Here is a 25,898-nt window from a genome sequence, read left to right as displayed (position 1 = left end):
GACTACAGTCTATGCAGCTCTTGCAACACGCGATGGCAACGATGGATCTGCACGAAGCACATTCTATACTACAATTGGCAACGCTACACTTGCAACACGTGCACAGACAATAGGTCAAGCACATGTCACAGAGGACAACTCTATCTTGCAAGCTAGAGAAACAAGAATTACTGCAGTAGAGAACGCTGATGTGACAAAAGATCAAGCAATTGGGACTGCACAGACTGCATACATTAGTGCAGAAAGCAGTACACGTGTTACACTTGACAACTCTTACACCACAAACGGAAAGACTTGGAATGCCAATCTACAATCTTATTGGAATGCAGTAGCTCCACTTGAGCAAACACGAGACGGTGCTATCGCCAAAGCCAACGCAGACCAAGTAACTGCAGCAGGCGCCGCTGATGCAACACGAGATCAAGCCATTGATCAAGCACATGCCACAATGTATGGTTCAATTNCTACACTTGCAACACGTGCACAGACAATAGGTCAGGCACATGTAACAGAGGACAATTCAATTTTGCAAGCTAGAGAAACAAGAATTACTACAGTAGAGACTGCAGATGTGACAAAAGATCAAGCAATTGGAGCCGCACAAACTGCATACATTAATTCAGAAAGCAGTGCACATGTGACCCTTGACAACTCTTACACCACAAACGAAAAGACTTGGAATGCTGATCTACAGTCTTATTGGAATACTGTAGCTCCGCTTGAGCAAACACGAGATAATGCTATTGCCAAAGCCAACGCAGACCAAATAACTGCAACAGGTTCTGCTGATGCAACAAGAGATCAATCAATTGATCAAGCACATGCCACATTGCATGGTTCAATCTCAGCAGCCTATTAGGGCAGTTCAATTAACTCACCTTCTTTTTATTTTGAGTCATATCTAATCTGTAAATAAAAAAAATTGTGGATTTTAAAATTTAGGGATTATAATTGCCGCTCAGATAGGCGCCCGAGTCCATTGCAGATTCTGGGATGCTGCTGTTTGTATTTTGGCATCCTGTCTGAAATGAAAAGCAATTAGTTGTGCTGGCAGGAACATGTGATGCGTCGCTTGTTCCTGTGTATATTCCAGGCGTTGACCATCCTGATGCTGACAGCATTCCTACTGCTATTACTATTGTACCGCCAACACTTGCACCCAAGATGATTAAAAGTGTATTTTGTACCATCCCATATGATGTGCGTTTTTTTGATTTAACTCTTGATTAACAATGGTATAGAAGATACTTCAAAATACTATAAAATAAAAAAATTGGAATTGTACACTCTACTTGCCGTGAGAGTATACAGTATCTGTGCTAAAGAAAGGACAGTTTACGATAAATCCTGCTGCCATCGTATCAGTAAGACTGCTCTTGCTTGTTATGTCATGCACATTCTCAAGTACAGTTGCCATTGTAGGATCCTTCCAATTTATCACTTGAATTCTCCACATTGGAGAATAGTATTGGTCTCCTTGCTTTGCACTGCCAACTCCTGACTGGAATCCAAGAGGCCCGCTACCAACTATGCCGNCTTGAATTCTCCACATTGGAGAATAGTATTGGTCTCCTTGTTTTGCGCTTCCCACTCCTGATTGGAATCCAAGAGGTCCACTACCGACTATGCCATTTGAAAACTGGTATAGGTCAGCTGCTGCACTTGTTGATATCGTACTCTGGGTCTTGTTTGCTAAAACAATTCCTAGCATATCTGCTGGACCCTTTTGTGATGCATCAGTTGCGATATAGTAAATTGTGGAACCATCAGGGCCAAATCCCCTGTGGGCTACAAAAGTTACTTGCATCTTGTCTGTGTCAATGTTTAGCACTTGGGCATTTCCATATGAACCGGACTCACTAATTGCNTCTTGGCTGTGTCAATGTTTAGCACTTGGGCATTTCCATAAGAGCCAGACTCACTAATGGTATCGCGTATCTTCATGTGTCCTGCTGGAATTGTTCCTTCCTTGTTGCCTCCCCATTGTACTATTGGACAATTGACAACTACTGTTGTTGGAGTAATTGTAATCTTGCCAGAGTTGAATGCATCCATTATTTCATCTTCTGAGCCAAGAACTGTTGCAATTGATGGGTCCTTCCACTCTACTAGATTTATCTTCCAGAGTGGGCTGTACTTTGATTCTCCTGGAATGGAATCGACAACATTGGGCTGGAATCCTAGAACACCGCCTCCCTTGATACCATTCTTGAATGCATAGATATTTGCCTGGGCTGATGCTGGAGTTTTAGCCAATGCGNGATTTATCTTCCAGAGTGGGCTGTACTTTGATTCCCCTGGGATAGAATCTACAACATTAGGCTGGAATCCTAGAACACCACCTCCCTTGACTCCGTTTTTGAACGCATAGATATTTGCCTGAGCTGATGCTGGGGTTTTAGTCAATGCTGGTGTAAAAGTTACCGGAAAGTTGGTGAACTTGGAGAGTGCATCTGCTATTGTAGCGTCTGATGCTTCTGTTGTGATGTAAAATACATCTTTTCCATCATACAATCCCTTTACTAGAGGAATGACTATTGGAAGATTTGCATTTGACAATTTCAGAACTGAGCCCAAATCTTTTGACTCCATTGACATGGCTTGTCCATTGTCTGACATCATGGAATGATTATCTGACATCATTGTTTGTCCTGACATTACATGGCTTGACGTGTTTCCTTTTTGTANAAAGTTACCGGAAAGTTGGTGAACTTGGAAAGGGCATCTGCTATTGCAGAGTCTGATGCTTCTGTTGTGATATAGAATACATCTTTTCCATCATACAATCCCTTCACTAGTGGAATAACTATTGGCAGATTTGCATTTGACAATTTCAGAACAGAGCCCAAGTCTTTTGATTCCATCGACATGGATTGTCCCTTGTCTGACATCATGGAATGATCACCTGACATCATGGAATGATCACCTGACATTGTCTGTCCAGTTATTTCATGGCTTGATGTTTTTCCTGTTTGTGCTTGATTGAGTTCTTGCTGCATCTTGGATTGTTCTCCTGGTCCACAGATGTGGTTCCCACATACAGGAGAGTTTCCATATCTTGCAACAAGAGGCTGATCATCTAGTGCAAAATAGTCTCTTTTTGTAAGTGCATTTGCAGACGGGACGTCAACGAATGCAGTTATTGCAGAGACGGAAAGCAAAGGAAGAATCAGCAATACTCCCAAGCTACGAATTTTACTTGTCATTACATGCACAAGATCAAAATTTTATAGATAAGACTTGTTCCAAATCTATTCCAAATCGCACCTTCAAACCTTCCAGTTTTAAAAATCTTAACTGAGTCCTATGCTATTGATTGTATTTCCAGAGTTTGCATCAATTATCAAAATTATCTTCTTGCCTTTGTGATCATATTGGGCAAACCATATTGGAACATGCAGCAGCTCTCCTTCTGACACTTCCTCCTGTGTCTCCATCTGTCTTATCAGATGATANACAAGATCAAAATTTTATAGATAAGACTTGTTCCAAATCTGTTCCAAATTATGCCATCAAACTGTTCTAGTTTTAACACTAGAGCCCTATGCTGTTGATGGTATTTCCTGAATTTGCATCAACTATTAGGATTATTTTTTTGCCCTTGTGATCGTACTGTGCAAACCATATTGGTACATGCAGCAGTTCTCCCTCTGCTACGTCTTCTTGGGTTTCCATCTGTCGAATCATGTGATACTTGGAGTGGACCATTTGTGACTGGATCTGGTCTACGATACCCTTTGCTTGATTTTTTGCAGCATCCTCGTTGATGTCCCCGTTTAAGATCTTGATTGATTTTGGGATTTTTTTCGAGTCAAAATCCACTCGATTGTCTAGTGGAAACTCGTACCCGTGTGGCTGGTATGAAGTCAAAGATTTTATCGCAACTACTGGGCAGTTGTAACTTTCATTTACGGTATATGCCTTGGTTGCATTGCNTGTCTGTGATTGGATCTGGTCTACGATATTTTTTGCCAGGCTCTTTGCCCCATCCTCGTTGATGTCCCCATTTAAGATCTTGATTGATTTTGGGATCTTTTTAGAGTCAAAGTCAACTCGGTTGTCTAGTGGAAACTCGTACCCGTGTGGCTGGTATGAAGTCAAGGATTTTATCGCAACTACAGGGCAGTTGTAGCTTTCATTTACGGTATATGCCTTGGTTGCATTGCCTCCACCCATCATTCCACCTCCACCCATCATGGTTCCAAACAACATGCCGTCCATCATTCCTCCGCCGAAACCTCCTCCTCTTCTAGAACCGCCACTCATTGCTCCTCCCATTAGGCCTGCCATGGCAGCAGTTGCAGCAATGCTTCCCACTTGCGCAGCAATGTCGGTTGCAATNAACCGCCGCCCATTGCTCCTCCCATTAGACCTGCCATGGCTGCAGTTGCAGCAATGCTTCCCACTTGAGCAGCAATGTCTGTTGCAACAAGATTTGTTTTAGCAGTAACAGGAATGATCCAATATGGTATCATGGAAAGATTCAGTTCTTCTAACTTGGAACTCTCTTGCAAGTGTCTGTGTAGTAGACCCTTGTCCATCATGTGATGCAATGTTGTAGTTATCTGGTCCTGATCAGCTATTGTAATTGGCAACATGGTATGTTTTGCAATATTTTTCCATCCCTTGTTTTCAAGGCTTACACTGCTGCCGCAGTATTCGCATGTGACTACCATCTCGCCAAACTTGGGTGATATCGGAGCGCTGCAGTTTGGGCATTTTATTTCTTTTACGTCTGGATCCATTTCTGGTTGACTTGACGATACCGAAACTGGTGTCTGTTTTGTACCGCACTTGACACAAAAGACTGCATCATCTGGAAGTTGTATGCCACATTTTGCGCAAAACATTTTCTCTTACCTTAACCTGATTTCATCTCATTTCCACAATGAGAACAGAACTTGGAATCAACAGCAACTATTGTATTACATTTTGGACATGTAACTCCTTGAGGTTTTTGAGCAACCTGTTGTTGACCTTCACCACAGTTTGGACAAAAATTACTAGATACTGGCATCATCATGGCACACTTTTGACACTGCTTCATTGGTGGCTGGTACATGCCTTGGCCCATCTGGCCTGCCATCGCATATCCGATACCAGATCCTGCACCAAATCCTACTCCGAGGCCTGCCATAGAGCCTGCGCCGCCTGATGGATTCTTGGCAGCCTCTGTCATGGCCTGTCCTGCCTGATACTGCATGTAATTGACGCCTAAAACTGACATTTCTGATTTGGTATTGATTGCTTTTTGTACCTCATCTGGGAGGCTGATTGTCAATCCTGATATCTTGTTTATCTCTAATCCGTATTGACCAAAGTTTGATGGAGCGTTGGATAATACAACTTGTTCAATGTTTTGCAAGTTTGATGCCAAATCCGTAATTTTCATTCCACTTTCTTTCATCTTTCCAATTGCATTAAACACCAAAAGGACCATCTGTTCTTTTAGACGAGATTCTATTGCATCTGATGTTTGCATTGCAAATGTTCCAACAAACTGGTTCACAAAATTCTCAGGAGAAGAGATCTTCCATCTGAATTCTCCAAATATTCTTAAATTTACTATACCAAGTACTGGGTCCACAAATTGATATGGTCCTTGAGAACCAAACTTGCCGTCAATGTATCTATTTTGTAAATAATACACTTCAGCAGCTTGCTCAACTCCTGTAAAGAATTTCAACAGTCCTCCCACTATTGGTGCATTAAAGTCTGTCAGAGCATATCTATTTGGCTTGTCAAAATACGTCAGAACTTTTCCATCTCTGAAAAATGTTGCAATCTCGTCTTCTCTGATTACGATGTTGTCATTGAGTCTTATCAGTCGCGGGACTTTCCACATGATATTGCCTTCCTTGTATTGTGATTCCCACTCTATGGTAGTTGAACCAATTACACTTCCGCCAGAATCTTGATCTTTTTTACGTCCAAACATTTACAGACAATCTCCAGGTTCTACCATTTTTATCACTTTGTAACCAATATGTTTTCAACTGATTCTAGTCTTTGTTTCCATGAATGATCCAAGTCATCTAGCATAGAGTTGATTTTTGTTGTTATTTCTTGTACTGATTTACCTGAATTGTAATCTGATATGACGCCTGAACATGATGAAAAAATCTGCTCGGCAGTATTTACAAAATTAAAGTCATACTCGTACAGTTTGTTGAGAACCCCGTCATCGATTCTTATGTTTGGGGATATTCCTGCAGAGCCTTGCTGAGAGTGCTGCAAAACACCAGATATTTGCTGTATGTGAGATATGGTACTTCCTATTAGAGTAAGATTGCCAAAATCCCCCTTTGCAGTGGCTGTTTTTCTAAGATCTTCGATTTTATCCTTGGATTCGTTTAGGTTGTCTGATACCTGTTTGCGTAGCAATTGGTCTGCGGCCCTCAAGTCTTCAAGACTACGATATTCTCTGAGTCCCGGTATCTTGAGCTGTAGCTTTTTCCAAGTACCTCTGTTTTCAACTATCTTCTCTCTAAGGTCTGGATTGTTCTCCGGCATGTGTCTTACTGATCTATGGTATAAAACTTAAAGATTCCGAGAACAAAGTTACTTCATATAATAAATTGCCTGCCTGCATGTTTTTTTATAAAACAGAATATCTACAGCAAGTCATATAATACAAAGATACATCTTAATTTCACAGGATGAAAAAAATTATCCTATCGATTATACTATCGTCTTTTTTACTCTTGTCTATAGTTCCGACATTTGCACAAACAAATTCTACCATTCCAGATTTTAAAACACTACAACAACAAAGAAATCAAAACACTCCAGCTCTGTCATATGCAGTATTTTTCATAACTGAAAATGACACATGTTCAGATTCTGAATACAAGAGCTTGAAATTTTACCAGGTAGTTGCAGACGAATATCTTTCGTTGTATGGAATACAGCATGATCTACAAGGATCATTGTGTGTCCCGCTGAAAAACTATCAATCATATTTTTCTGGACTATCAACATTCACACTCCCTGTTGTAATATCTGATAATACTGTTGGCCAACAGCTAGTGCAACAAGGATTTTACGGCATGTATGAAATAACTGGTACCGGCAAACAGGCAATCTATGTCTGNCTGTTGTAATATCTGATAATACTGTTGGCCAACAGCTAGTCCAACAAGGATTCTATGGAATGTATGAAATAACTGGCACCGGCAAACAGGCAATCTATGTCTGCTCATGTGATACTCAAATAGAAAGTTGGGCAGGGGCATGGGTTTTGTCTCATGAACTTTCACACTTTGCATTACGATATTTCGGAGAGCCTGATACAATTGCTGTCTCATGGGTGCATTATATTCAAGCACTAGAAAATGATTGCCAACAGGGTGATTTTTCCAAAGTATGCCCACAATATTCTGCATCTGTATCATCCTCCGTCTGGAAACCAAATTCCTGTAATGTTGGTATATGGGCAAGGTCCTTCTGATAATCTTCCAAAAAATGCACCACAAAGCGAAGCAATAACACTGCTCCAAAATTCTATTGTCCAGACTTCAAATCCGACATGTCAAACAAATCAAATATGCGCCTTGCCTGGGGATTATCTAAAATATAATATCACAACACCAGATCTGAACCAAACCCTACGCTTTGATTTTGTAAATCCTACCGATAACAAGAATATTGCCGTCAAGACAAGTGCAGTACAAAACGGCGTGTCTGCATCTGAATCTGATGTGCTTGATCTGACAAAATCTCTGATTACAAGACAAAATGGACAAAACTCTAATTTTATGTACATGCTCCCAGTACCGTTGAATCTAAACAATGCATACCATCAAGAGGTTGCATCGTTTAACAACTATGACAGAAGTGTAATGTTTGCACAAAATAATAACCAGACAAATTCTGTTTTGATAAAAATTGATAAAGATACGGGAATATTGTTGGACCTTGAAGTATCAAGTGTTGTAAACGTAAATGGCGAAGTCTCTGTTAAACAACAGTCTTACAAACTTGTTGATACAAACAAAATAATCTCTTCAAATTACGTATCAAACATTTCAATACCAATGTGGGTAAAACATGTTACCCAGTTTTGGTCTGATGGTTCCATAACTGACACACAGTTCATCCAAGGAATTCAATACTTGATTGAAAATAACATCATCCAGATTCCATCCTCTGGTGCTGCAAATAATGTCTTGTCTCAAATTCCCTCTTGGGTCAAAAGTGATGCCAAGTCTTGGTCAGAGGGTTCGATATCTAATAACGAGTTTGCAGGGGCAATACAATATTTGATCTCAAATGGGCTAGTAAATGTCTCATACACTCAAAATGATTCCAGCACAAATTCTAGTGGTATACCAAGGGGCCAAGTCAAGATAGGGGGAGTATTACTCGACGTTGATATTGCCAATACTCCTCAACTGCAAATCAAAGGACTGCAATATCATACTCCATTATCATATGGACAGGGCATGCTCTTTCCATTTGCACAACCCCAAGTGATACCAATATGGATGAAAGAGATGCAGTTTCCTATTGATATAATTTGGTTTGATGGCTCAGGAAATGTTCTTCATGTGGAAAAAAATGCACCTGCATGCACCGAAGATCCTTGTACCATATATGGTCAGAGTATAACACAGGCACAATATGTCCTAGAGGTAGCTTCTGGTTTTGCAGATAGATTTGGAATTGATCAGAATTCACATCTGCAGATATTGACGCAACCGTGATTTTGTAAGACTAGACTTTTAAATTCCATCAAAAAGATTCTAGTCATGCCAAATAAAATAATGATTAATCTTGACAAGGCAATTTACACCGAAGGGGAATATGTAAAAATAAAACTAGATTATGAGACACTCTCTATAAAACAGGCAATGCACTTGGTTATACTTGATCCTTCTGAAAAAGAAGTCTTCAGCGAAGATCAATATCTGAATTCACAAAAGGGTTCTTACTCTAATGTTTTAAGATTTGATACAAAGCAGTGGAGAACTGCAGGAAGATACAAAGTTGCAGCCTGGGATCAAGAAGGGACAAGAAAAGAAGTCTTTTCCAATTCAAATCAAAAACCTAGACACAAATTTTGTTTGAATCACTCTTCTTTTACAACTGTGATAAGAATATGCGATCAAACTTTATTAAAACGAACGAAGTATTATTTCATTATTGAACAGTGATCAATGCTATAACCTGCTTGGTTTGAATCCAGGTGCATCCATGTCTGAAATAAGAAACGCATATCGTAGATTGGCACTAGAATATCACCCTGACAAAAATATCTCATCCAAAGATGGTATGAAATTCAAATTGATAACCGAAGCCTACCAAACTTTACGTATCGATAACAAGAATCCTGGTCAAAGTTCTAATTCTGTTCATGTCAGTAAAACAAGTGCGTATAGCATTCATAAAAAAATCAGAACCTGGCATGATTTGTACGTATTAGATGATGTTGTTGATTATGCTACAAAAATAAGATATGTAAAAACAATTAGTAATTACTTACTAGAGTACAAACCAGTTTTCATAAAATATGGTATATTGACATGGAAGCACACAATTATTCCAGCATATCGTTTAATCGTATTCTCATGTATTCGGGTTAATTTCTTTATTGCACATATTGGACTTAGGCGACTGACTCAAAGTCTACTAAAATATTTGGGCATACATTCCTAAAGACACTAAAATTGTACCATATTGATTCAAAGTTTGAGGTATTTTTAAATAGAAAAGATACTAATAAGATCTTAATGCAATCTGATATCAAAACTGTATTACTTACAATATCTTTAACAGCAGTTGTAATTGCCCTTGTACTTGGTTCTGTATCCCCTGTATTGGCACAAACAACTCCTGCAACAAGTAATCTGGTTAAACGAGATTATTCTTATGCTAATGATCAACATCTAACTGCACGATTTGGTAACGACAGAGTCTGTGGGGATCATCTCTGTGCAACAGGTGAATGGGCAAAGCTACAAGAGAATCTAAACCAAGCCCAGGTTGCACATACTCCAACAAACTATACAAAATCTGTTTCAGTGTCCACTAGCACAACAACTACGAATACCACTTCACAAATGCAATCGCNGCTAATGATCAACATCTAACTGCACGATTTGGTAACGACAAAGTCTGTGGAGATCATCTCTGTGCACCAGGTGAATGGACAAAGCTACAAGAAAATCTAAACCAAGCCCAGATTGTACATCCTCCAACAAACACTGCCAAAGTTGTGTCGGTGCCAACTAATACTACAATGACTGCTACAAACAATACTTCACAAATGCAATCTACTCCTATACCTCCTACTCCGGCACCAATTCCAACACCTCCAGTTGAACCATCTGCAATCTGTGTTGCAGTAAAAACAGTTCTTGCAAATTCTACTGTGCCATCAACCACTGTTACAAGAATAATGGCAGATCTTGGTTGCACTAGCTGAAATACTGCATAATTGTTTTACCTTCAATGTGAATTATGTTTTAATGTAATATTTCATGACAATACATAGTAAAATCTAAAACCGTTGACAATTGAAGATCGAACATGAATGTATCACATATCATTTTTACAATCTTTTGTATCATTGCACTAGTAATCATGCCGCATGTGTTGGTAAATGCAGAAATTCATGGTCCTAATGTTGTCCTAAGCCAATTTCAACTCAGACCAAATCAAACCGCCTCAGAACCAAACAATATTGTTGTAAAATTTCTCAATGTAATCGATGATTCTAGATGTCCATCCGATGTAACATGCATCTGGCAGGGAAAATCTACGATAACTGTCAATGTGGTAAAAAGTGGACAGAATGTTGGAGACTTTAGTTTGACAAGCGGACTGGGAGACAAGAATGCAACAGCTCAGATTCTTGATGGATATTTCTTACAGCTAACAAAAATCGAGCCATATCCTAAAAGCAGCACGACCATACCTCTTTCCGATTACGTTGCCACATTCGAACTATCAAAGTATGGAATTCTGTCCCCTTTGAAGCAATTCAAGTCTGGAACCAGTGCCCAACAAGTACAATGTAATGCTGGTTTTGAATTAATCATCAAAGCAACGGACAACTCGCCTGCATGTGTATCACATTCTAGTGCCTCTGTGCTAATACACAGAGGCTGGGCTATTACTACAAACACTTGATAATTCTGACAAAAATAAAACAGGCGTTTAACGTAGAGTTCTAGTCCCCTTCTGGGAATTGATAAAATGTTGGCATGTTTGGCGGTACGTCTCCATATACAATCACAATCTCATCATGTGCTTTCATCGGTGTGTCATTCAAACTTGTACTAACAAGATTTCCATTTACAAAAATCTCTGGTACACTGCTAGTTATTGGATATCCACTGTTAGTTGATTTCCAAACATTGAAAAATTCTCCCAAGGTAAAGTCTCTCTCTTTAGGTGACTCCATGTGTACTATGCCATCAGGTGTGTGAGTGTGCAGCCAGTAAAGACATTCGTTTGACTTGATTCCAACTAGAGCAGGAATTGGAATGTGTTGAGTATTGACAAAGATATCTACATGTGCATGGATGTGGTATGTCNGACATTCGTTTGACTTGATTCCTATTAGGGCAGGAATTGGGATGTGTTGAGTATTGACAAAGATATCCATATGCGCATGGATGTGATATGTTACATATTCCTGAGTCTCACAAGGTATGCCATCAATTGAGGCATAGTTTGCATCAACAGTACTATCTGATCTGTATGTAACATAAGCTACTCCTGCGATTATTGCAGCAATTACTCCTAGTGCGATGAACTTGTTTCTACTTGAAGATGGTCTTGTTTTTGGTTCCTTTGGTTGGTCTTTGCCTTTTTTACTCATGCTGATTATTTCATNACATATTCCTGAGTCTCACAAGGTATGCCATCAATTGAGGCATAGTTTGCATCAACAGTACTATCTGATCTGTATGTAACATAAGCTACTCCTGCGATTATTGCAGCAATGACTCCTAATGCAATGAACTTGTTTCTGCTTGATGATGGTCTTGTTTTTGGTTCCTTTGGTTGTCCTTTGTCCTTTTTAGTCATGTTAATTATTTCATCTCTTCAGATCAAGTATTAATGTATTTCAATATGTTAAAGACGTTTTTTTGTCTAGGGACATACTTGCAATATTCAAAAATGTTGGCTTGGGTATCATTTGACCATTTTCCTAAGTTGCTCAGGAGTAGCGCGCATGATCTCATTTTTGGTATATTTTTGATTCAATTTTCTGTTTACCAAAACAATATTCATTCCTCTTGGTATCTCTCTTTTTGAACCCAAAAATCTCAGGTATTGCTCCTTTTCATCATACGTACAAAAGACCGTTTCATAATTGTTGGAGACCCACACTTCTTCAAATAGCTCTTCATTCATGTTCATCATACTCTACAGATGTCTGCCAATCTATAATGAATTGCGACACATTGTTCAGTAACATGGTTACCTGTACCGTATACATTTGTGATACATTCATTGTGTGGCAGAAATGTATTCTTGCAAATTTATGCTTTAGTGAGGAATCCTACGTTTCTTTTTTAATCTTGGTACGAGTATTGTATTGTAGGCAAACGGGAAGATCTCTTGTGAGAAAACCCAAATCCATTCCCATATCATGTGAACCTGTTTGCCCTAATAAATTCAATATTTGTGATATTTTGATGTCTTTAGTTGTCTAGTGGGTTAGATGGTAAAACACCGTCAGAAGCTTGTGGAATTAAAGTAGAAGGTAATAACAAATGGATCACTCTGATTCAAAATGCAAGTAAACAATAAAAATTCGTGCTAAGCCCATTTGTAAGCTCCATCATAAGAGTATGTATCATAATCACAGTAACCGATCTAGTGATGTTTTACTATCTTATGAAACACCCTGAAAAACTTACTTGGAGATTTGCACCCTTGGTTATAGTGGTAACGATAGTACCTATAGTTGTAAATCTATGGTATGTGCTAGTTTACATGGCTTGAGAACCGGCAACTTTTGACAATGATAACATCCGACGTAGATTTGACAAAACCTCTATGTATGTCATGTGACTTTGTAAATTTTATGCAATGATTGGTAAACATTATCTAAAAGTTTTCTCTGAACTTATCATTGGTTTTGACTGGATATGTGACAGCAATCACACTGGTACTGGTATCATGCTGTGCTGTACCAATTGCATATGGATATAATTCTCCAATTGTAATATCAAAAGATCCGTCAAGTTCCCAAGTCAACATCATGATTCATGCACCTGATTTTAATTCCAATTCCTATTCTATTGATACAATTGGAGAGGATGGGAGTAGCATCATTGTATCTACAAGAGAGTCCAGCATTCCTTATCGGCTTGTGGAAACAGGGCCTGACACTGGAGACTTTGCAGGCTATGTTATCTTGTCTTCTACTACGTCGGTATGCTCTCCTGTATGTGGTCCTACTGATGGATTTCTAGCTGCAGGAGGCGATGATGCAGTCACTGTCTCATTTACGTATGCAGGAGGACATACAATTTCTGCCTCATCAGATGATCAAAGATCATATCTGAATCCTAGTGCAATACCTGAATTGCCTTATGCAGGATTTGGGCTGTTTGTGGGTATGGTATCTTTGATACTGGTATACAGGGTGAGCTTTATACACTGAAAAAATGTCCTTGAAAAATATGGAATCAAAAAAGAATGCAAAAAATGCTCAATGCAAAAGGTGTCTGGATAAATTTAGAGAAAAAGAGATTTACACAATTCAACAATTTCAATACCGAAAATCTCCCACATATGACTGGACAAAAGAATTCTTCAATGTTCTTGGGATAGGTGAATGGGACTCATTCTGTGAAGAATGCATCAACTATTATGGAAAAATATCTAATGCCGTTTGGCTGAAGTACTGTACAAAATAATCTTATTTCAGATTTTTATCAAGAAAAGAAACTGTCTTGCCCCACGCATCGCTTGTTTCTTTTGGTGCAAAAGTGGCGCCTGACGGATTTGCAAACGCATGACCTATTCCAGGATAAATGTAGATCTCATTTTGAATTCCCAAGTTATCAAGATCTGTTTTGAATTCTTTTATCTTATCTAATGGATTGGATTGGTCCTTGTCACCATAAAATCCTAATACTGGCCACTTGATTGCTGCTAGCTTGGTAGTATTTGTAACTGGCTGACCGTAATAGAGTACTGTGGCATCAATCTTGTTGCCACTCAGCGCATAGTTTAATGACTGACTTCCGCCAAAACACCATCCAATTGTTGCAACCTTTGTTGCGTTGTAGTTATGTTTGAGGGTGTCTACTGCTGAACCTATGTTGGTCATTGCCTTTTGTTCGTCAAAAGAAAGTAAGATCTGCCTTGCACCGTCCGAAGTCGTAGCGACTTGGCCCGCATACAGATCAACGGCCAAAACGATATAGCCATGAGACGCAAGTGCTCTTGCCATGCTCTTGATGTTGTCATTTAGACCCCACCATTCATGAATCAGTATTACTCCTGGAAAACTATTGCCTTGTATTGGCTCTGCCAAGTATCCTGTGGTATTTTCAAAATAATTTACTGGAACTGTCCTTATCTTGAGAGGACCGCCCTTAATTATGTCAGAATTCTTGATGCCGTCTATTGTGTATTCTGGTAAAACATGGATTGCCCAACCGCGTTCAATCAATATGGCAACATTGTCTTTTTTCACACATGCTGGACTTCCGTCACTTTTTTTCATCACAATCTCCAACCCGTCCTGACAAATAATCTGGTTAATGGATATGTGCATTTTTGCTTGCTGCAAGGGTGACATTACACGTGTTTTCTCAGGGACGGCTTCCGAAATGGCTCCATGTTGTAACGTAAACAATGATGACGCTAAAATAATTGTCAAAAAAATTGCGATTATTCTCTTATACATGAAATATCATTACATGCATTATAATTTAAATTTGAATTGTATTTCCAGTCGTTTTATCGTTGCTAGTTTTTGTGTTTGTACGTTTTACAAATAGAGTCTAGATTTTTTGTAATTTGAATAACATTGATACATATTTTTGTTCATTAAAAATTTGACATTGGAATTAACTGCTATTCTTATATGCGATCAAGTGTATATCTTACCCATGTCTCAATCTGTACAATATTTTGATAGGGTGCTTGAAAATATCATGCATACTGACAAACAGATTAGATCTGCAACAATCTTTGATAACACTGGAAATGAACTAAGCACCAGAGTACGTGAGGGCGAGGAGCCATTTCTTAATGACTCTGATACAAAAGAAACACTACGCTATGCTGCAAACGCTTGGAAGATACGCAGGACCTTTGAGCCAAAAGTTGGCAAAGGAAGGTATGTCTTGGCAGTATATGATAAACTAAGACGACTGTCGATGCCGCTTGGAGACAAGTATCTCATAATGGTGACATGGGGCATTGATGGAGGATCCGCCCAAATAATCGAACACTTGGAAAACATGTTTTCAGGTGATCCAACTAAAGATTGGTAACATCTTAAAATGTGTTGAATCTTCGATTTTTTATTCATCTCAAGTAATCTCAATATATTTTGGTAATGCGGATATGATCTTGTTATTAAAATAGGCCTTGCTGATGTAATTTTCTGTGGGTACTGCTGATCACAATTCATGGTATAGTGCAGGTAATGAAAGCACAAAGAACGGAAATTATGATGATGCGCTTGTTGCTTATGACAAGGCACTTGAGATAGACCCAAACCATGTGAGTGCCTGGAATAACAAGGGAATCGTTCTCTCAAAATTAAAAAGATTTGAAGAATCAATTAGCTGCTATGACAGAGCAATTGAGATAGATCCCAAGTATGTCAATGCCTGGTATAACAAGGCAAATGCATTACGAAATTTTGGACAGTCTCTAGTTGACAAGGCAAATGATGATCGTACAAATGCTCCTAAACTGGTAAATAGATCAATTGCATTATTTGATTCTGCTGACAAGTGTTATGATATGGGAGATACACTCTCAAGAGANGGTCAATTACATTATTTGATTCTGCTGACAAGTGTTATGACATGGGAGATACACTCTCGAGGGCAAAACCATGAATCTTGAAAAAATCTGCGATGAAATAATGCAGTCTGACAATGATATTACACTAGTTGCAGTATCGTACAGGACAGAGTTTCATTTTAAAGAGCGAGAAGGAATCAAAAGTCTACAGACAAGAGAGGAGGTGGAAAAATCGTTAGCTGATGCATCACTACGATGGGTGACTAGAAGATCTCACAGGACACTGGGAGAACCGCTTTACGCAATGGCAAAATATGAAAAAGCAAAACGTNAAATCTGCGATGAAATAATGCAGTCTGACAATGACATTACGCTAGTTGCAGTATCGTACAGGGTAGAGTTTCATTTTAAAGAACGGGAAGGCATCAAAAGCCTACAGACAAGAGAGGAAATAGAAAAATCACTAGCTGATGCATCACTGCGATGGGTGACTAGGAGGTCTCATAGGACACTGGGAGAGCCGCTTTATGCAATGGCAAAATACGAAAAAGCAAAACGTATCACTGCCCCTCTTGGTAGATATGGCATAATCTTATGTGTGGTGCTTCCAAGTTCTGATGCTGAAAAAATTGCCACCAAATTAATTAATCTTGTAAAAAAACATCATATTTCTTAAAATCATCTGGGTGTGTTGCTCAAGTATGCAAATGATATGACTGTTGAAAAAAACTATCCGCCATAACCTGAATTTCCAACAAAGCTTGCACTTGCAGGAGTTCTGTATTCTTTTGTTATGTTGATTCCTTGATCTGTTGTTATCCGTACTTCATTGAGTTCGCTACCTTCTGGAGGTGAAAGTGAAATCTTTTCTCCTGGGTTGAGTGTTGGTATGATATCTGATTTTGCAGAGCCTCCATAGTATACCACAACATGAGTCAAAGCATCTGTACCGGTATTTCTGATGGCAACATGTGTCTCCGTACCCATCTCATCTTTTACTATTATGGGGTCAACTGAAATGCTGTATTTTTCAGAGATGGGAATTATTGGCAAAAAGATGACTAGTAAAAATATTGCAACTGCCGCAAAACCTCCGCCCATAGCTATTGAAAGAATTGATTTTTTCAACTGGTAATAATTACTCGCCTAAATATTTCAATTTTGGTATGGATGACCTGACAAAATATTTCATCTGTCAAGTTTTATCTAGTGAAAAATCACTAGAATAATCTAAATATCCTACAACAAACCAATTTTTACATGTCTGTAAACATATCACTTCCAAATTCTATCGAATGCAAGACTATACTGCCAAATGCATGTTGGGTTGAGGCCCAAAATGATCAAAAAGACGCAATTCTCTTGGTTTCTGTTCCATGTGAAGATGTCTCATCTATCATTGTGATAGACATACACGGGAAACGAAGCGAAATGTGTTTCACAACAGGCTCTATTGTAAAAATTGAGAGTAACAAATTATTCTATGATAAGAACAGGCTAGAAGATTGTGATTCTGAGTGATACCATTATGGTGTTTGTGCAGTAATTTTGGCTTTTTTGAACTGAGTTACTATCAGAGAAATAAAAAACACTAGAAATACCATGCTGACAAATAGCGTTAGTGGGTTTGTCAGTGATTCTTGAAGTGTTCCATATGGTAATGGATTTGTCCAAAATGTTCCTGGTGCAAAATAGATCTTTTGCCAGTATGATATTGACGTAACAGCATGGGCAAATATGGTACATGCCGCAAACGCATATTGCATCTTTTTGCTGTAAACATGTCTTGTAAACTGGTAAAATCCATACGATGCGATGATAATGATTGAAATCAAAAATGGCAGCATGTATCTCTCAAGTGAAAGGTCTCTTGCAATCATGAGTGTAGTGATAAAGGTACTAACAAACCAAATTAGTACAAGTGACTCTGGAATACAATCTCTGAATTTTCTTACTTTTTGGATGACGTATCCCATACCGACAAAGAAGAATGTGGTTAGCGGTATGCTGGAATAAGTCAGAGGACTATTCCAGTCTACCTTGAAGGTGGAATTGGGAAATGCACCAGGTATTGNCTGACAAACCAAATTAGTACAAGTGACTCTGGAATACAGTCTTTGAATTTTCTTACTTTTTGGATTATGTATCTCATCCCAACAAAGAAGAATANTACTAACAAACCAAATTAGTACAAGTGACTCTGGAATACAATCTCTGAATTTTCTTACTTTTTGGATGACGTATCCCATACCGACAAAGAAGAATGTGGTTAGCGGTATGCTGGAATAAGTCAGAGGGCTATTCCAGTTTACTTTGAAGGTGGAATTGGGAAATGCTCCGGGTATTGTATGCTCTATTGGACTTGGAAATAGAGCATAATGGAACAATGAGAGCATTCTAGTTGGTTGCAGTCCTTGTATTGTAGGATATGCAATGAACCAGACATCGCGATTATAGTTGTCCATGTCCGACTTCATAACCTGAATCTGTAAAATGGGGTTTTTATAAAATCCAGGCTCTGTTAATAACAATGCAAACAGTGCAATACAGAAGAATGCAAAAATTGTTAAACCGATTTTTAAGATCTGTTTTTTATTAATTGCTGAATCAGGTTGTCTCTGGGATAGACCATTCAATAAAATTATTGCTGCAAATAAAACTGAAAATTCAACAGATAGTAATTTTGAAGTAAATGCGCATCCAAATGCAACTCCGCTACAAATTAAATATTTTATTCTAAGGCGACCTGTTTTAAAAGAATACAGTAACAGCAATAGAGCCAACATGCTAAAGAAAACATAGTGGACCTCTGTCATTATGGTTCTACTGTACCACATCCAAAGGTTGTAAAACATGAAAAAAAGTGAAAAAATTATGCCCGTGGTTCTGTTAAAGAGAATCTTTCCAATCAAAAATGTAACAACTACGCCAAGCGCCCCAAATACTGGGGACAGTGCACGACCTGCAGCCATCTGTGAAATAGTTGGGGCGCTGTGAAAATTATAGCAAGTAAACCAATAACAAGACCAGTCGTAATAGTCTCCCGTATCCTGGTGTTCAAGACTCATGGGAAGTCCAATCAGAACCATGCGCAGCGGACTGTATGTAGCACCATGCGCTGGTATGTGGTATAATGAACCACAATTGTCAATTGATGCAAGACACGAGTTTCCAAGGTCACCATTTTCAATCAGGTGAATGTAATTTCCTGCCCATCCTAGGTAGTTTATCTCATCTCCATGTCTTGGCTGTCCTTCCAAGTTGTAAGAATACATCAACATGGATGCAAGAAACAATACAACGGGAATTGTATAGCTTGATTTTTTTCTCACAAAATGAACCAAATTCATGTAACCTGATACCATTTTCTTGTCTTTTGCAGTTGATTGATATCTCTATCTAAATCCGTTGTCTAGTTTCTGCCTAAAAGATTATCAAACAAACTACTTTAGAACATTCTATGGAATCAAACCAAAAGACTTGGCAATTGACACGTGATCTAAAAGTATCTAGAATACTAAATGGCATGTGGCAAGTGGCAGGAGGTCATGGTGATATTGATCCCGAGTCTGCAATATCTGAAATGTTTTCGTACCATGACGCGGGCCTGACAACTTGGGACATGGCAGACATCTATGGTCCTGCAGAAGAATATTTTGGCAAGTTTAGGCAAAGACTGGAAAAACAAAGAGGTACCGATGAAACGAAAAAAGTTCAAGGATTTACAAAATTTGTCCCAAACCCAGGACCAATGACCAAATCCATAGTAGAACATCACATAAAAAAATCAATTCATAGAATGGGCGTTGAATCTATAGATTTACTCCAGTTTCACTGGTGGGATTATAATGATACAAGTTATCTTGATGCACTGTATCATCTGTCAAAGCTTTGCGATGAAGGAAAGATACGTCACATAGGACTGACAAATTTTGATACTAGTACAATTGAGATAATGCTGGAACAAGGATTCAAACTTGTATCTAATCAAGTACAATATTCTATACTAGACCAACGCCCTCAAGTCAAAATGGCTCCGTTTTGCAAGAAACATGAGATGAGTATTCTTGCGTATGGAACACTTTGTGGAGGGTTCCTGTCTGAAAAATATCTAGGCAAGCCTGAACCGTCAAGGTCAGACATGGATACGTACAGTCTGCAAAAATACAAGAATATGATTGACGCATGGGGAGGGTGGAAGCTGTTTCAAGAACTCTTGTCCACATTAAATGAAATTGCAACAAAACACAACTCCAGCATTGCAAATGTTGCTACACGGTATATCCTTGACAAGCCTGCTGTTGCGGGAGTGATAATAGGTGCCAGGCTTGGTATCTCTGAAAATAAATCTGATAATCTCAAAGTGTTTTCATTACATCTTGACAAAGAAGATGACGAAAAAATAAAAACAGTCACATCAAAAGCAAATGATCTTTTTAGTGTAATCGGTGACTGTGGTGATGAATATAGGTAACACTATAACATTTTCTTAATATTGCCAATGTATCCCACATGAATTGTGAAAGCTCTAGTCTATGAAGAATACGCACCTGATGACGATTACAAAAAAATTCTCAAAGTAAAAGATGTACCAGAACCCAAACCAAAATCAAATGAAGTGGTCTTCAAGGTTATAGTTGCAGGATTAAACCATGACGATATCTGGGGAATGCGCGGAAAGCCAATCCAAATACCAATGCCACATATTTCAGGAACTGATGCTGCAGGGGAAGTTGTTGCAGTAGGCGAGGATGTAACTGGCATCAAAGTTGGGGATCGTGTTGTTTCACACGGTAATCTGTCTTGTCGAGTGTGCATTGCATGTACTGAAGGACGTGAATATGACTGCCGATACAGGAAAGTTTGGGGTTTTCAGACAGGTCCATTGTGGGGTGGCTATTGCGAATATACTCATCTTCCTGAGGTAAACGTAGTTAAAATTCCCGAAAACGTGTCATATGAAGATGCAGCAGCTGCTTCGATGACGATGACAACATCTTGGCACATGCTTGTGGGACGGGCAAAAATCAAGCCTGGCCAAACCGTACTTGTCATGGGTGGAGGTTCTGGTATGGGGACATTTGGGATTCAGATTGCCNATCAAAGTTGGAGATCGTGTTGTCTCACACGGCAATCTTTCCTGTAGGGTCTGTATTGCATGCACCGAGGGACGTGAATATGACTGTCGATATAGAAAAGTCTGGGGATTTCAGACAGGTCCTTTGTGGGGTGGCTATTGCGAATACACTCACCTTCCTGAGGTAAACGTAGTCAAAATTCCGGAGAACGTATCCTATGAAGATGCAGCAGCCGCTTCGATGACAATGACAACATCTTGGCACATGCTTGTGGGGCGGGCAAAAATAAGACCTGGCCAAACTGTACTTGTCATGGGTGGAGGCTCTGGCATGGGAACATTTGGAATCCAGATTGCCAAGCTTTATGGTTGTGATGTAATTGCAACTGCAAGCGAAAATAAATTGGAAGAATGCATAAAACTTGGAGCAGACTTTGCAGTAGACCACAGAAAAGAGGACTGGAACAAACAAGTCTTTGATATCTCAAAGAATCTGGCAAAAAAGAAACAATCAAGTCCTGGCATCGATGTAATCTTTGAGCATATTGGTGGGTCTCACTGGAACAAAGAACTTGCATTGCTAAAGTATGGTGCAACTCTTGTTACAACTGGCGCAACAACTGGGTATGAAGTAAATTCTGATCTAAGGCATATATTTTTCAAGGGAGCAAACATCTTGGGTTCCACTCAAGGAACACGCTCTGAGCTTGAATCTGGAATCTTCTGGATGTCCAAGGGGAAGATAAAATCAATCATTGATTCAGTCTATACGTTTGAGAATGCAGTAGAGGCTCACACTAAAATGCTAAAGGGAAATTTGTTTGGGAAAATCTTGATGAAACCAGAGTGATTTAAAAATTAATTACCATATGTTTTTAGACTATGGTCTTTTACGTATGGCATTGACATCAAAACTGACTAGTAGTTTTGTAATCCTTTTGGTTCTTAGTTTGACTTTACCGTTAATGCATCTTGGATATGCGCAAACCCCAAGTTCTGTAAACTTCTCTTCCAAGGGTACAGTTGCCGAAAGCAGTAACTTTCATGGCGTGGTAATGTGGACTATAGTGCATGGAGACAAGGGTACAATACTCCTCCAGTCTCCTGTGGGAAGGGGGTTGGTTCATGTTTCCATATCTCCAAGTACTACATGTGATTCAACTGTACCAATCTGTCTCTTGTCCACTGTTATTGATACTACAGACAATGATGTCTTCAAAGTCGGTGATACTGCTAGATACTCGATTGATCTTAATGCAAAACAAGAAACCGTATCATTGCTCACAGGTGTCTTGGCCGGATTTGATGTGGCAGTTAATCTTTCTAAAACATGGAATAAAACTCCAGCAATATCCTCCACTACGACTACATCTACAAACTCTACAACTATAGCAAATCCCGCATCAGTCTACTGTGTAAACCATGGTGGAAAATTGGATATTCGAACAACATCATCGGGTCAAACTGGCATCTGTGTATTTTCTAATGGTTACGAGTGTGATGAATGGAATTATTTCAAGGGAGAGTGTTCACCTGTTACAATGTCTGGTGGTGTCAACTCTACCATGTCTTCTAACATAAATTCAACTGCAATAACAAATTCTACAGCTCCGAAAAACTTTACTCTAAACCTAAATGAATCTGTAGGTATCACTGCAAAAGGCTAGAACATTTCTGATTTATTGACTAGTGTCCAGTACTTTATTCTACGAACGATTCTTCTTGCTTTTATGATTCTTGTTTAAAAGTGACACCAGAAATGTACTATTGTCAACTGACGAGTCATCCTGTTTTGCTTTTTTTATTGCTCTAGCAAACTGTTGAAAGGCATCGACTTTCACTGTTATTGTCTTGTATTCTTTTCGTGGCATGATTAGACTCGTCCGGTACCATTGATAAATTGTTGGTAGAGTTTTTTCATGAAATTGTTGTAATACTTTCCAAAATATGAAAAAACAATTCTATGATTGCTTTAAACAGAAACTATCTTTGGCCGTCCTTGAGATTATTTTACAATCCTTCTTGAAAGCATGATTACTGGAATGAATGCAACAAGAAATGCAATTAATGCAATCGGAAATTCAGGCACTGCAGTTGTTCCATAAATTGATATTTTATCAGTATGTGCAGGAAATGAGATTGAAAGTATTCTGTATGCCCCAGTCTTGGTTTCATTAAACTCTGAAATCATTCCATTACTTGTAACAATGAATGTGTCATCTGTACCGTCTCGTTTCTTTGAATCTACCATGTCTCTTGGAATGGTAACCGATACTGTTCCAGGGTTGTCACTTTTCAAATTGATATTCAAAGAAAATGTTCCTGGGTTGACGCCTATGCCTAATATCTGACCTCCTGTGATGTCATAGGCTATTGTTGAAGTAGTATTGAAGACAGGAATCATGCCTTGGGAATGTTGTAGAACTGGAGGTGGTGGGGGTATGGGCGTTGGATTTGCGGTCTGTTGTGTGGTTACAAAAACTTCGCTTGATGGTTGGCTGGTCCCGACATTGTTTATTGATGATACTCGATAATAGTAAGTTGTACCAGACTCAAGTCCAGACTTGATAAATGACATTTGAACTCCGGTATTTGAAATGACTGTATTCCATGCACCTTGTACTCCTACCTTTGATTCTATCTTGAATCCTGTAATTGGAAGTTTACCATTATTTGATGGTGCAATCCATGAAATCTTTGCAGTACTTGCTGAGATTAGTGTGGCGTTTATGCCTGTTGGTGGATCTGGTAATGCTTGATTCTGTTGTGGTGTTGGGGGTTGTGACGGTGTCTGACCAGAGTTTGGTGCAGATGATGTACGCGTAGGCATTACAGAAACAGTTGGTGAGGGATTAGTCTGTGACCCTCCTGATAATACCGCAGTTACTGAAAAACTGTATGTCTTGTTTGTTATAAGATTTGGAACTGTATAACTTGTTACATCACTTGAAGTGTCATCAATTGAAATAAAATTGCCATTTATCACTTGATCAACTGTATACCCGGTTATCATCTGTCCATATGTCTGAGATGGCTGGACCCATGATATCTTTACACTAGTTGGTGATATGGCAACAGCAGAGACTATGGTTGGAGTTTTTGTATCTTCAGGTTGTGCAGTTGAAACATTTGATGGATTCCCAGGTCCANATTCAGGCACTGCGGTTGTTCCATAAATTGATATTTTATCGGTATTTGCAGGAAATGATATAGAAAGCATTCTGTATGACCCGGTCTTGGTTTCATTAAATTCAGAAATCATTCCATTACTTGTAACTATGAATGTGTCATCTGTACCATCACGTTTCTTTGCATCAACCATGTCTCTTGGAATAGTGACAGATATTGTTCCAGGATTGTCATTTTTCAAATTGATGTTCAAAGAAAATGTTCCTGGGTTGACACCTATGCCTAATATCCGACCTCCTGTGATCTCATAAGCTATTGTTGAAGTAGTATTGAAAACAGGAATCATGCCTTGAGAATGTTGTATAACTGGCGGTGGTGGGGGTATAGGTGTTGGATTTGTAATCTGTTGCGTGGTTACAAGAACTTCGTTAGATGGTTGGCTGGTTCCTACGTTGTTTATTGATGATACTCGATAATAGTAGGTTGTACCAGATTCCAGTCCAGACTTGATAAATGACATCTGAACTCCTGTATTTGAAGCGACGGTACTCCATGTACCTGATACTCCTGTCTTTGACTCTATCTTGAATCCTGTAATTGGAAGTTTACCATTGTTTGATGGTGCTATCCAAGAAATCTTTACAGTACTTGACGAGATTAGTGTGGCGTTTGTGCCTGATGGTGGATCCGGTAATGCCTGATTTTGTTGTGGTGTTGGGGGTTGTGATGGTGTCTGACCAGAGTTTGGTGCAGATGATGTACGCGTAGGCATTACAGAAACAGTTGGTGAAGGATTAGTCTGCGATCCTCCTGATAACATTGCGGTTACTGAAAAAGTGTATGTCTTGTTTGTTGTAAGATTTGGAATTGTATAGCTTGTGACTCCACTTGACGTGGTATCAATTGGAAGAAAATTACCGCTTATCACTTGATCAACTGTGTATCCGCTTACCATCTGTCCATATGTCTGAGATGGCTGGATCCATGATATCATTACACTAGTTGGTGATATGGCAACAGCAGAGACTATGGTTGGAGTTTTTGTATCTTGAGGTTGTGTAGTTACAGCATTTGATGGATTTCCTGCACCAATTGAATTGATGGCAGTTATACGATATGTGTAACTTTTACCTGTGGAAAGACCGCTATGAATGTACGAAGTTTGTGTGTTACCTGTGTTTGCAACAAGTACAGTATACGTGGATGTTCCATTTGCATATTCTATCTTGTATCCATTGATTGCAGAACCTCCATCACTTGATGGAGGCATCCATGACAGGTTGATGCTTGTAGATGATAAAGGCGTAGCATTTAGAGTTGGTGAACCTGGAACTGTAATGACCTGTGTCGGTACTGCTGATGCAGTGCTTGATGCATTACCTGTGCCAATGGAATTTATCGCAAAAACTCTGTAAGTATAGGTGTGGCCGGTTTGCAGTCCTGTGTGAGAGTAGGTGGTGAGTGTACTGCCAGAGTTTGCTATTATGTTTGTAAAAACCCCCGAATCTAACATGTAGTCTATTTTGTATCCTGTTACAGACGGTCCGCCATTGGATGTTGGTGTATTCCATGACAGATTTATCTGCGTTGAAGAATATATTGATGCGACAAGATTTTGTGGAGGATTTGGAGCAATGTTCTTTGGTGGGGCAGAACTGCTTGTGGGAGTAGCAAGTTGTTCCGGTGTAGCATTTCCGGTACCGATTACATTTATTGCATAAACTCTGTAAATGTATGTCTT

At 39.1% G+C, this 25,898-nt stretch carries 22 protein-coding genes and 3 pseudogenes; 14 read left to right on the top strand and 11 right to left on the bottom strand.

Translation table 11 applies throughout. From position 1 onward, the window contains the following. Positions 1–938: 938 nt before the first annotated feature. The 4 genes from DYY66_RS02435 to DYY66_RS02395 all read right to left on the bottom strand — a co-directional run bounded on the left by DYY66_RS02435 (position 939) and on the right by DYY66_RS02395 (position 6,513). The gene (locus tag DYY66_RS02435; RefSeq protein WP_166285910.1) at positions 939–1,190 is read right to left on the bottom strand and encodes a hypothetical protein; all 252 of its coding nucleotides are present in this window, start codon (positions 1,188–1,190) and stop codon (positions 939–941) included. Between the two features lie 3,152 nt (positions 1,191–4,342). Further along, a partial coding sequence (locus DYY66_RS15765) for a zinc ribbon domain-containing protein (RefSeq protein WP_394352548.1) occupies positions 4,343–4,850 on the bottom strand: 508 nt, incomplete at its 3' end. 11 nt (positions 4,851–4,861) lie between these two features. Then, positions 4,862–5,938, bottom strand: coding sequence for an SPFH domain-containing protein (locus tag DYY66_RS02400; RefSeq protein ID WP_166285898.1), 1,077 nt, complete (start codon positions 5,936–5,938; stop codon positions 4,862–4,864). Positions 5,939–5,970: 32 nt separating this feature from the next. Next, positions 5,971–6,513 (bottom strand): hypothetical protein, encoded by a 543-nt coding sequence (locus DYY66_RS02395; protein ID WP_166285896.1) that lies wholly within the window; start codon positions 6,511–6,513, stop codon positions 5,971–5,973. Positions 6,514–7,421: 908 nt separating this feature from the next. Between DYY66_RS02395 and DYY66_RS02380 the strand changes: the two genes are divergently transcribed. The 5 genes and pseudogenes from DYY66_RS02380 (at position 7,422) to DYY66_RS02355 (ending at position 11,133) form a co-directional block, all read left to right on the top strand. Further along, positions 7,422–8,705, top strand: a complete 1,284-nt coding sequence (locus tag DYY66_RS02380) for a DUF192 domain-containing protein (protein ID WP_166285890.1) — start codon at positions 7,422–7,424, stop codon at positions 8,703–8,705. Between the two features lie 45 nt (positions 8,706–8,750). Next, positions 8,751–9,155 carry a hypothetical protein gene (locus tag DYY66_RS02375; RefSeq protein ID WP_166285888.1) on the top strand — a complete coding sequence of 135 codons (405 nt, stop codon included), beginning with the start codon at positions 8,751–8,753 and terminating at the stop codon, positions 9,153–9,155. Further along, the gene (locus DYY66_RS02370; RefSeq protein ID WP_255496005.1) at positions 9,145–9,657 is read left to right on the top strand and encodes a J domain-containing protein; all 513 of its coding nucleotides are present in this window, start codon (positions 9,145–9,147) and stop codon (positions 9,655–9,657) included. Before DYY66_RS02375 ends, DYY66_RS02370 begins: the two co-directional genes overlap by 11 nt. 415 nt (positions 9,658–10,072) lie before the next feature. Beyond that, positions 10,073–10,426: pseudogene (locus tag DYY66_RS12945) on the top strand (hypothetical protein); the annotation flags it as partial. Between the two features lie 104 nt (positions 10,427–10,530). Beyond that, complete coding sequence (locus DYY66_RS02355) at positions 10,531–11,133, top strand: hypothetical protein (RefSeq protein ID WP_166285880.1); 603 nt, start codon at positions 10,531–10,533, stop codon at positions 11,131–11,133. 1,011 nt (positions 11,134–12,144) lie between these two features. Here DYY66_RS02355 and DYY66_RS02340 read toward each other — a convergent pair. Continuing rightward, positions 12,145–12,366, bottom strand: a complete 222-nt coding sequence (locus tag DYY66_RS02340; RefSeq protein ID WP_166285874.1) for a hypothetical protein — start codon at positions 12,364–12,366, stop codon at positions 12,145–12,147. Between the two features lie 405 nt (positions 12,367–12,771). Here DYY66_RS02340 and DYY66_RS02335 point away from each other — a divergent pair, with 405 nt between their 5' ends. Continuing rightward, entirely contained in the window at positions 12,772–12,960 is a 189-nt protein-coding gene (locus DYY66_RS02335) for a hypothetical protein (RefSeq protein WP_166285872.1), read from the top strand. Positions 12,961–13,096: 136 nt separating this feature from the next. Beyond that, positions 13,097–13,624 (top strand): hypothetical protein, encoded by a 528-nt coding sequence (locus tag DYY66_RS02330; RefSeq protein WP_166285870.1) that lies wholly within the window; start codon positions 13,097–13,099, stop codon positions 13,622–13,624. A gap of 258 nt (positions 13,625–13,882) precedes the next feature. On the opposite strand, the gene DYY66_RS02320 is transcribed toward DYY66_RS02330, so the two are convergent. Further along, positions 13,883–14,695: a dienelactone hydrolase family protein gene (locus DYY66_RS02320; RefSeq protein WP_255496004.1), complete on the bottom strand. Its 813-nt coding sequence runs from the start codon at positions 14,693–14,695 to the stop codon at positions 13,883–13,885. Between the two features lie 388 nt (positions 14,696–15,083). Here DYY66_RS02320 and DYY66_RS02315 point away from each other — a divergent pair, with 388 nt between their 5' ends. Together DYY66_RS02315 and DYY66_RS15760 are read left to right on the top strand one after the other, a co-directional pair. Further along, positions 15,084–15,470 (top strand): hypothetical protein, encoded by a 387-nt coding sequence (locus DYY66_RS02315; protein ID WP_166285864.1) that lies wholly within the window; start codon positions 15,084–15,086, stop codon positions 15,468–15,470. A gap of 115 nt (positions 15,471–15,585) precedes the next feature. Beyond that, positions 15,586–15,971: pseudogene (locus DYY66_RS15760) on the top strand (tetratricopeptide repeat protein); the annotation flags it as partial. A gap of 709 nt (positions 15,972–16,680) precedes the next feature. Here the strand turns inward: DYY66_RS15760 and DYY66_RS02300 are convergent. Beyond that, complete coding sequence (locus DYY66_RS02300; protein WP_166285859.1) at positions 16,681–17,079, bottom strand: hypothetical protein; 399 nt, start codon at positions 17,077–17,079, stop codon at positions 16,681–16,683. 132 nt (positions 17,080–17,211) lie between these two features. Between DYY66_RS02300 and DYY66_RS02295 the strand changes: the two genes are divergently transcribed. Beyond that, positions 17,212–17,472 carry a hypothetical protein gene (locus DYY66_RS02295; protein WP_166285857.1) on the top strand — a complete coding sequence of 87 codons (261 nt, stop codon included), beginning with the start codon at positions 17,212–17,214 and terminating at the stop codon, positions 17,470–17,472. 649 nt (positions 17,473–18,121) lie between these two features. Here the strand turns inward: DYY66_RS02295 and DYY66_RS15755 are convergent. Then, on the bottom strand, positions 18,122–18,923 hold an 802-nt coding region (locus tag DYY66_RS15755), incomplete at its 3' end, for an ArnT family glycosyltransferase (RefSeq protein ID WP_394352551.1). A gap of 488 nt (positions 18,924–19,411) precedes the next feature. On the opposite strand from DYY66_RS15755, the gene DYY66_RS02285 reads away from it, so the two are divergent. The 4 genes and pseudogenes from DYY66_RS02285 (at position 19,412) to DYY66_RS02270 (ending at position 22,695) form a co-directional block, all read left to right on the top strand. Next, positions 19,412–20,425 carry an aldo/keto reductase gene (locus DYY66_RS02285; RefSeq protein WP_166285853.1) on the top strand — a complete coding sequence of 338 codons (1,014 nt, stop codon included), beginning with the start codon at positions 19,412–19,414 and terminating at the stop codon, positions 20,423–20,425. Between the two features lie 45 nt (positions 20,426–20,470). Continuing rightward, a pseudogene (locus tag DYY66_RS02280) lies at positions 20,471–21,049 on the top strand (alcohol dehydrogenase catalytic domain-containing protein); the annotation flags it as partial. Between the two features lies 1 nt (position 21,050). Further along, the coding region (locus DYY66_RS02275) for a zinc-binding dehydrogenase (RefSeq protein WP_166285914.1) at positions 21,051–21,878 on the top strand (828 nt) is incomplete at its 5' end. Between the two features lie 100 nt (positions 21,879–21,978). Beyond that, positions 21,979–22,695, top strand: coding sequence for a DUF333 domain-containing protein (locus tag DYY66_RS02270; RefSeq protein ID WP_255496003.1), 717 nt, complete (start codon positions 21,979–21,981; stop codon positions 22,693–22,695). 39 nt (positions 22,696–22,734) lie between these two features. Here the strand turns inward: DYY66_RS02270 and DYY66_RS02265 are convergent, their stop codons facing one another. From DYY66_RS02265 to DYY66_RS15745, 3 genes are all read right to left on the bottom strand, one after another. Further along, entirely contained in the window at positions 22,735–22,899 is a 165-nt protein-coding gene (locus DYY66_RS02265) for a hypothetical protein (RefSeq protein ID WP_166285849.1), read from the bottom strand. A gap of 134 nt (positions 22,900–23,033) precedes the next feature. Continuing rightward, the gene (locus DYY66_RS15750) at positions 23,034–24,116 is read right to left on the bottom strand and encodes a fibronectin type III domain-containing protein (RefSeq protein ID WP_394352550.1); all 1,083 of its coding nucleotides are present in this window, start codon (positions 24,114–24,116) and stop codon (positions 23,034–23,036) included. Positions 24,117–24,178: 62 nt separating this feature from the next. Further along, positions 24,179–25,793, bottom strand: a 1,615-nt coding sequence (locus tag DYY66_RS15745) for a fibronectin type III domain-containing protein (RefSeq protein WP_394352549.1), incomplete at its 3' end; no start/stop codon positions are given. Positions 25,794–25,898 lie beyond the last annotated feature (105 nt).

The sequence above is a fragment of the Candidatus Nitrosotalea sp. FS genome, from assembly GCF_011319475.1.
In the GTDB taxonomy this organism is placed as follows: Archaea; Thermoproteota; Nitrososphaeria; order Nitrososphaerales; family Nitrosopumilaceae; genus Nitrosotalea.
The sequence above is the reverse complement of the archived record's forward strand: the minus strand, read 5'-3'. Positions and strand labels throughout refer to the sequence as shown.

Excerpts from the sequence above, each read along its gene's own strand:
- DYY66_RS02435 (WP_166285910.1), bottom strand. The coding sequence starts at position 1,190 with ATGGTACAAAATACACTTTTAATCATCTTGGGTGCAAGTGTTGGCGGT.
- DYY66_RS02400 (WP_166285898.1), bottom strand. The coding sequence starts at position 5,938 with ATGTTTGGACGTAAAAAAGATCAAGATTCTGGCGGAAGTGTAATTGGT.
- DYY66_RS02395 (WP_166285896.1), bottom strand. The coding sequence starts at position 6,513 with ATGCCGGAGAACAATCCAGACCTTAGAGAGAAGATAGTTGAAAACAGA.
- DYY66_RS02380 (WP_166285890.1), top strand. The coding sequence starts at position 7,422 with ATGTTGGTATATGGGCAAGGTCCTTCTGATAATCTTCCAAAAAATGCA.
- DYY66_RS02375 (WP_166285888.1), top strand. The coding sequence starts at position 8,751 with ATGCCAAATAAAATAATGATTAATCTTGACAAGGCAATTTACACCGAA.
- DYY66_RS02355 (WP_166285880.1), top strand. The coding sequence starts at position 10,531 with ATGAATGTATCACATATCATTTTTACAATCTTTTGTATCATTGCACTA.
- DYY66_RS02340 (WP_166285874.1), bottom strand. The coding sequence starts at position 12,366 with ATGAATGAAGAGCTATTTGAAGAAGTGTGGGTCTCCAACAATTATGAA.
- DYY66_RS02320 (WP_255496004.1), bottom strand. The coding sequence starts at position 14,695 with ATGAAAAAAAGTGACGGAAGTCCAGCATGTGTGAAAAAAGACAATGTT.
- DYY66_RS02315 (WP_166285864.1), top strand. The coding sequence starts at position 15,084 with ATGTCTCAATCTGTACAATATTTTGATAGGGTGCTTGAAAATATCATG.
- DYY66_RS02295 (WP_166285857.1), top strand. The coding sequence starts at position 17,212 with ATGTCTGTAAACATATCACTTCCAAATTCTATCGAATGCAAGACTATA.
- DYY66_RS02285 (WP_166285853.1), top strand. The coding sequence starts at position 19,412 with ATGGAATCAAACCAAAAGACTTGGCAATTGACACGTGATCTAAAAGTA.
- DYY66_RS02265 (WP_166285849.1), bottom strand. The coding sequence starts at position 22,899 with ATGCCACGAAAAGAATACAAGACAATAACAGTGAAAGTCGATGCCTTT.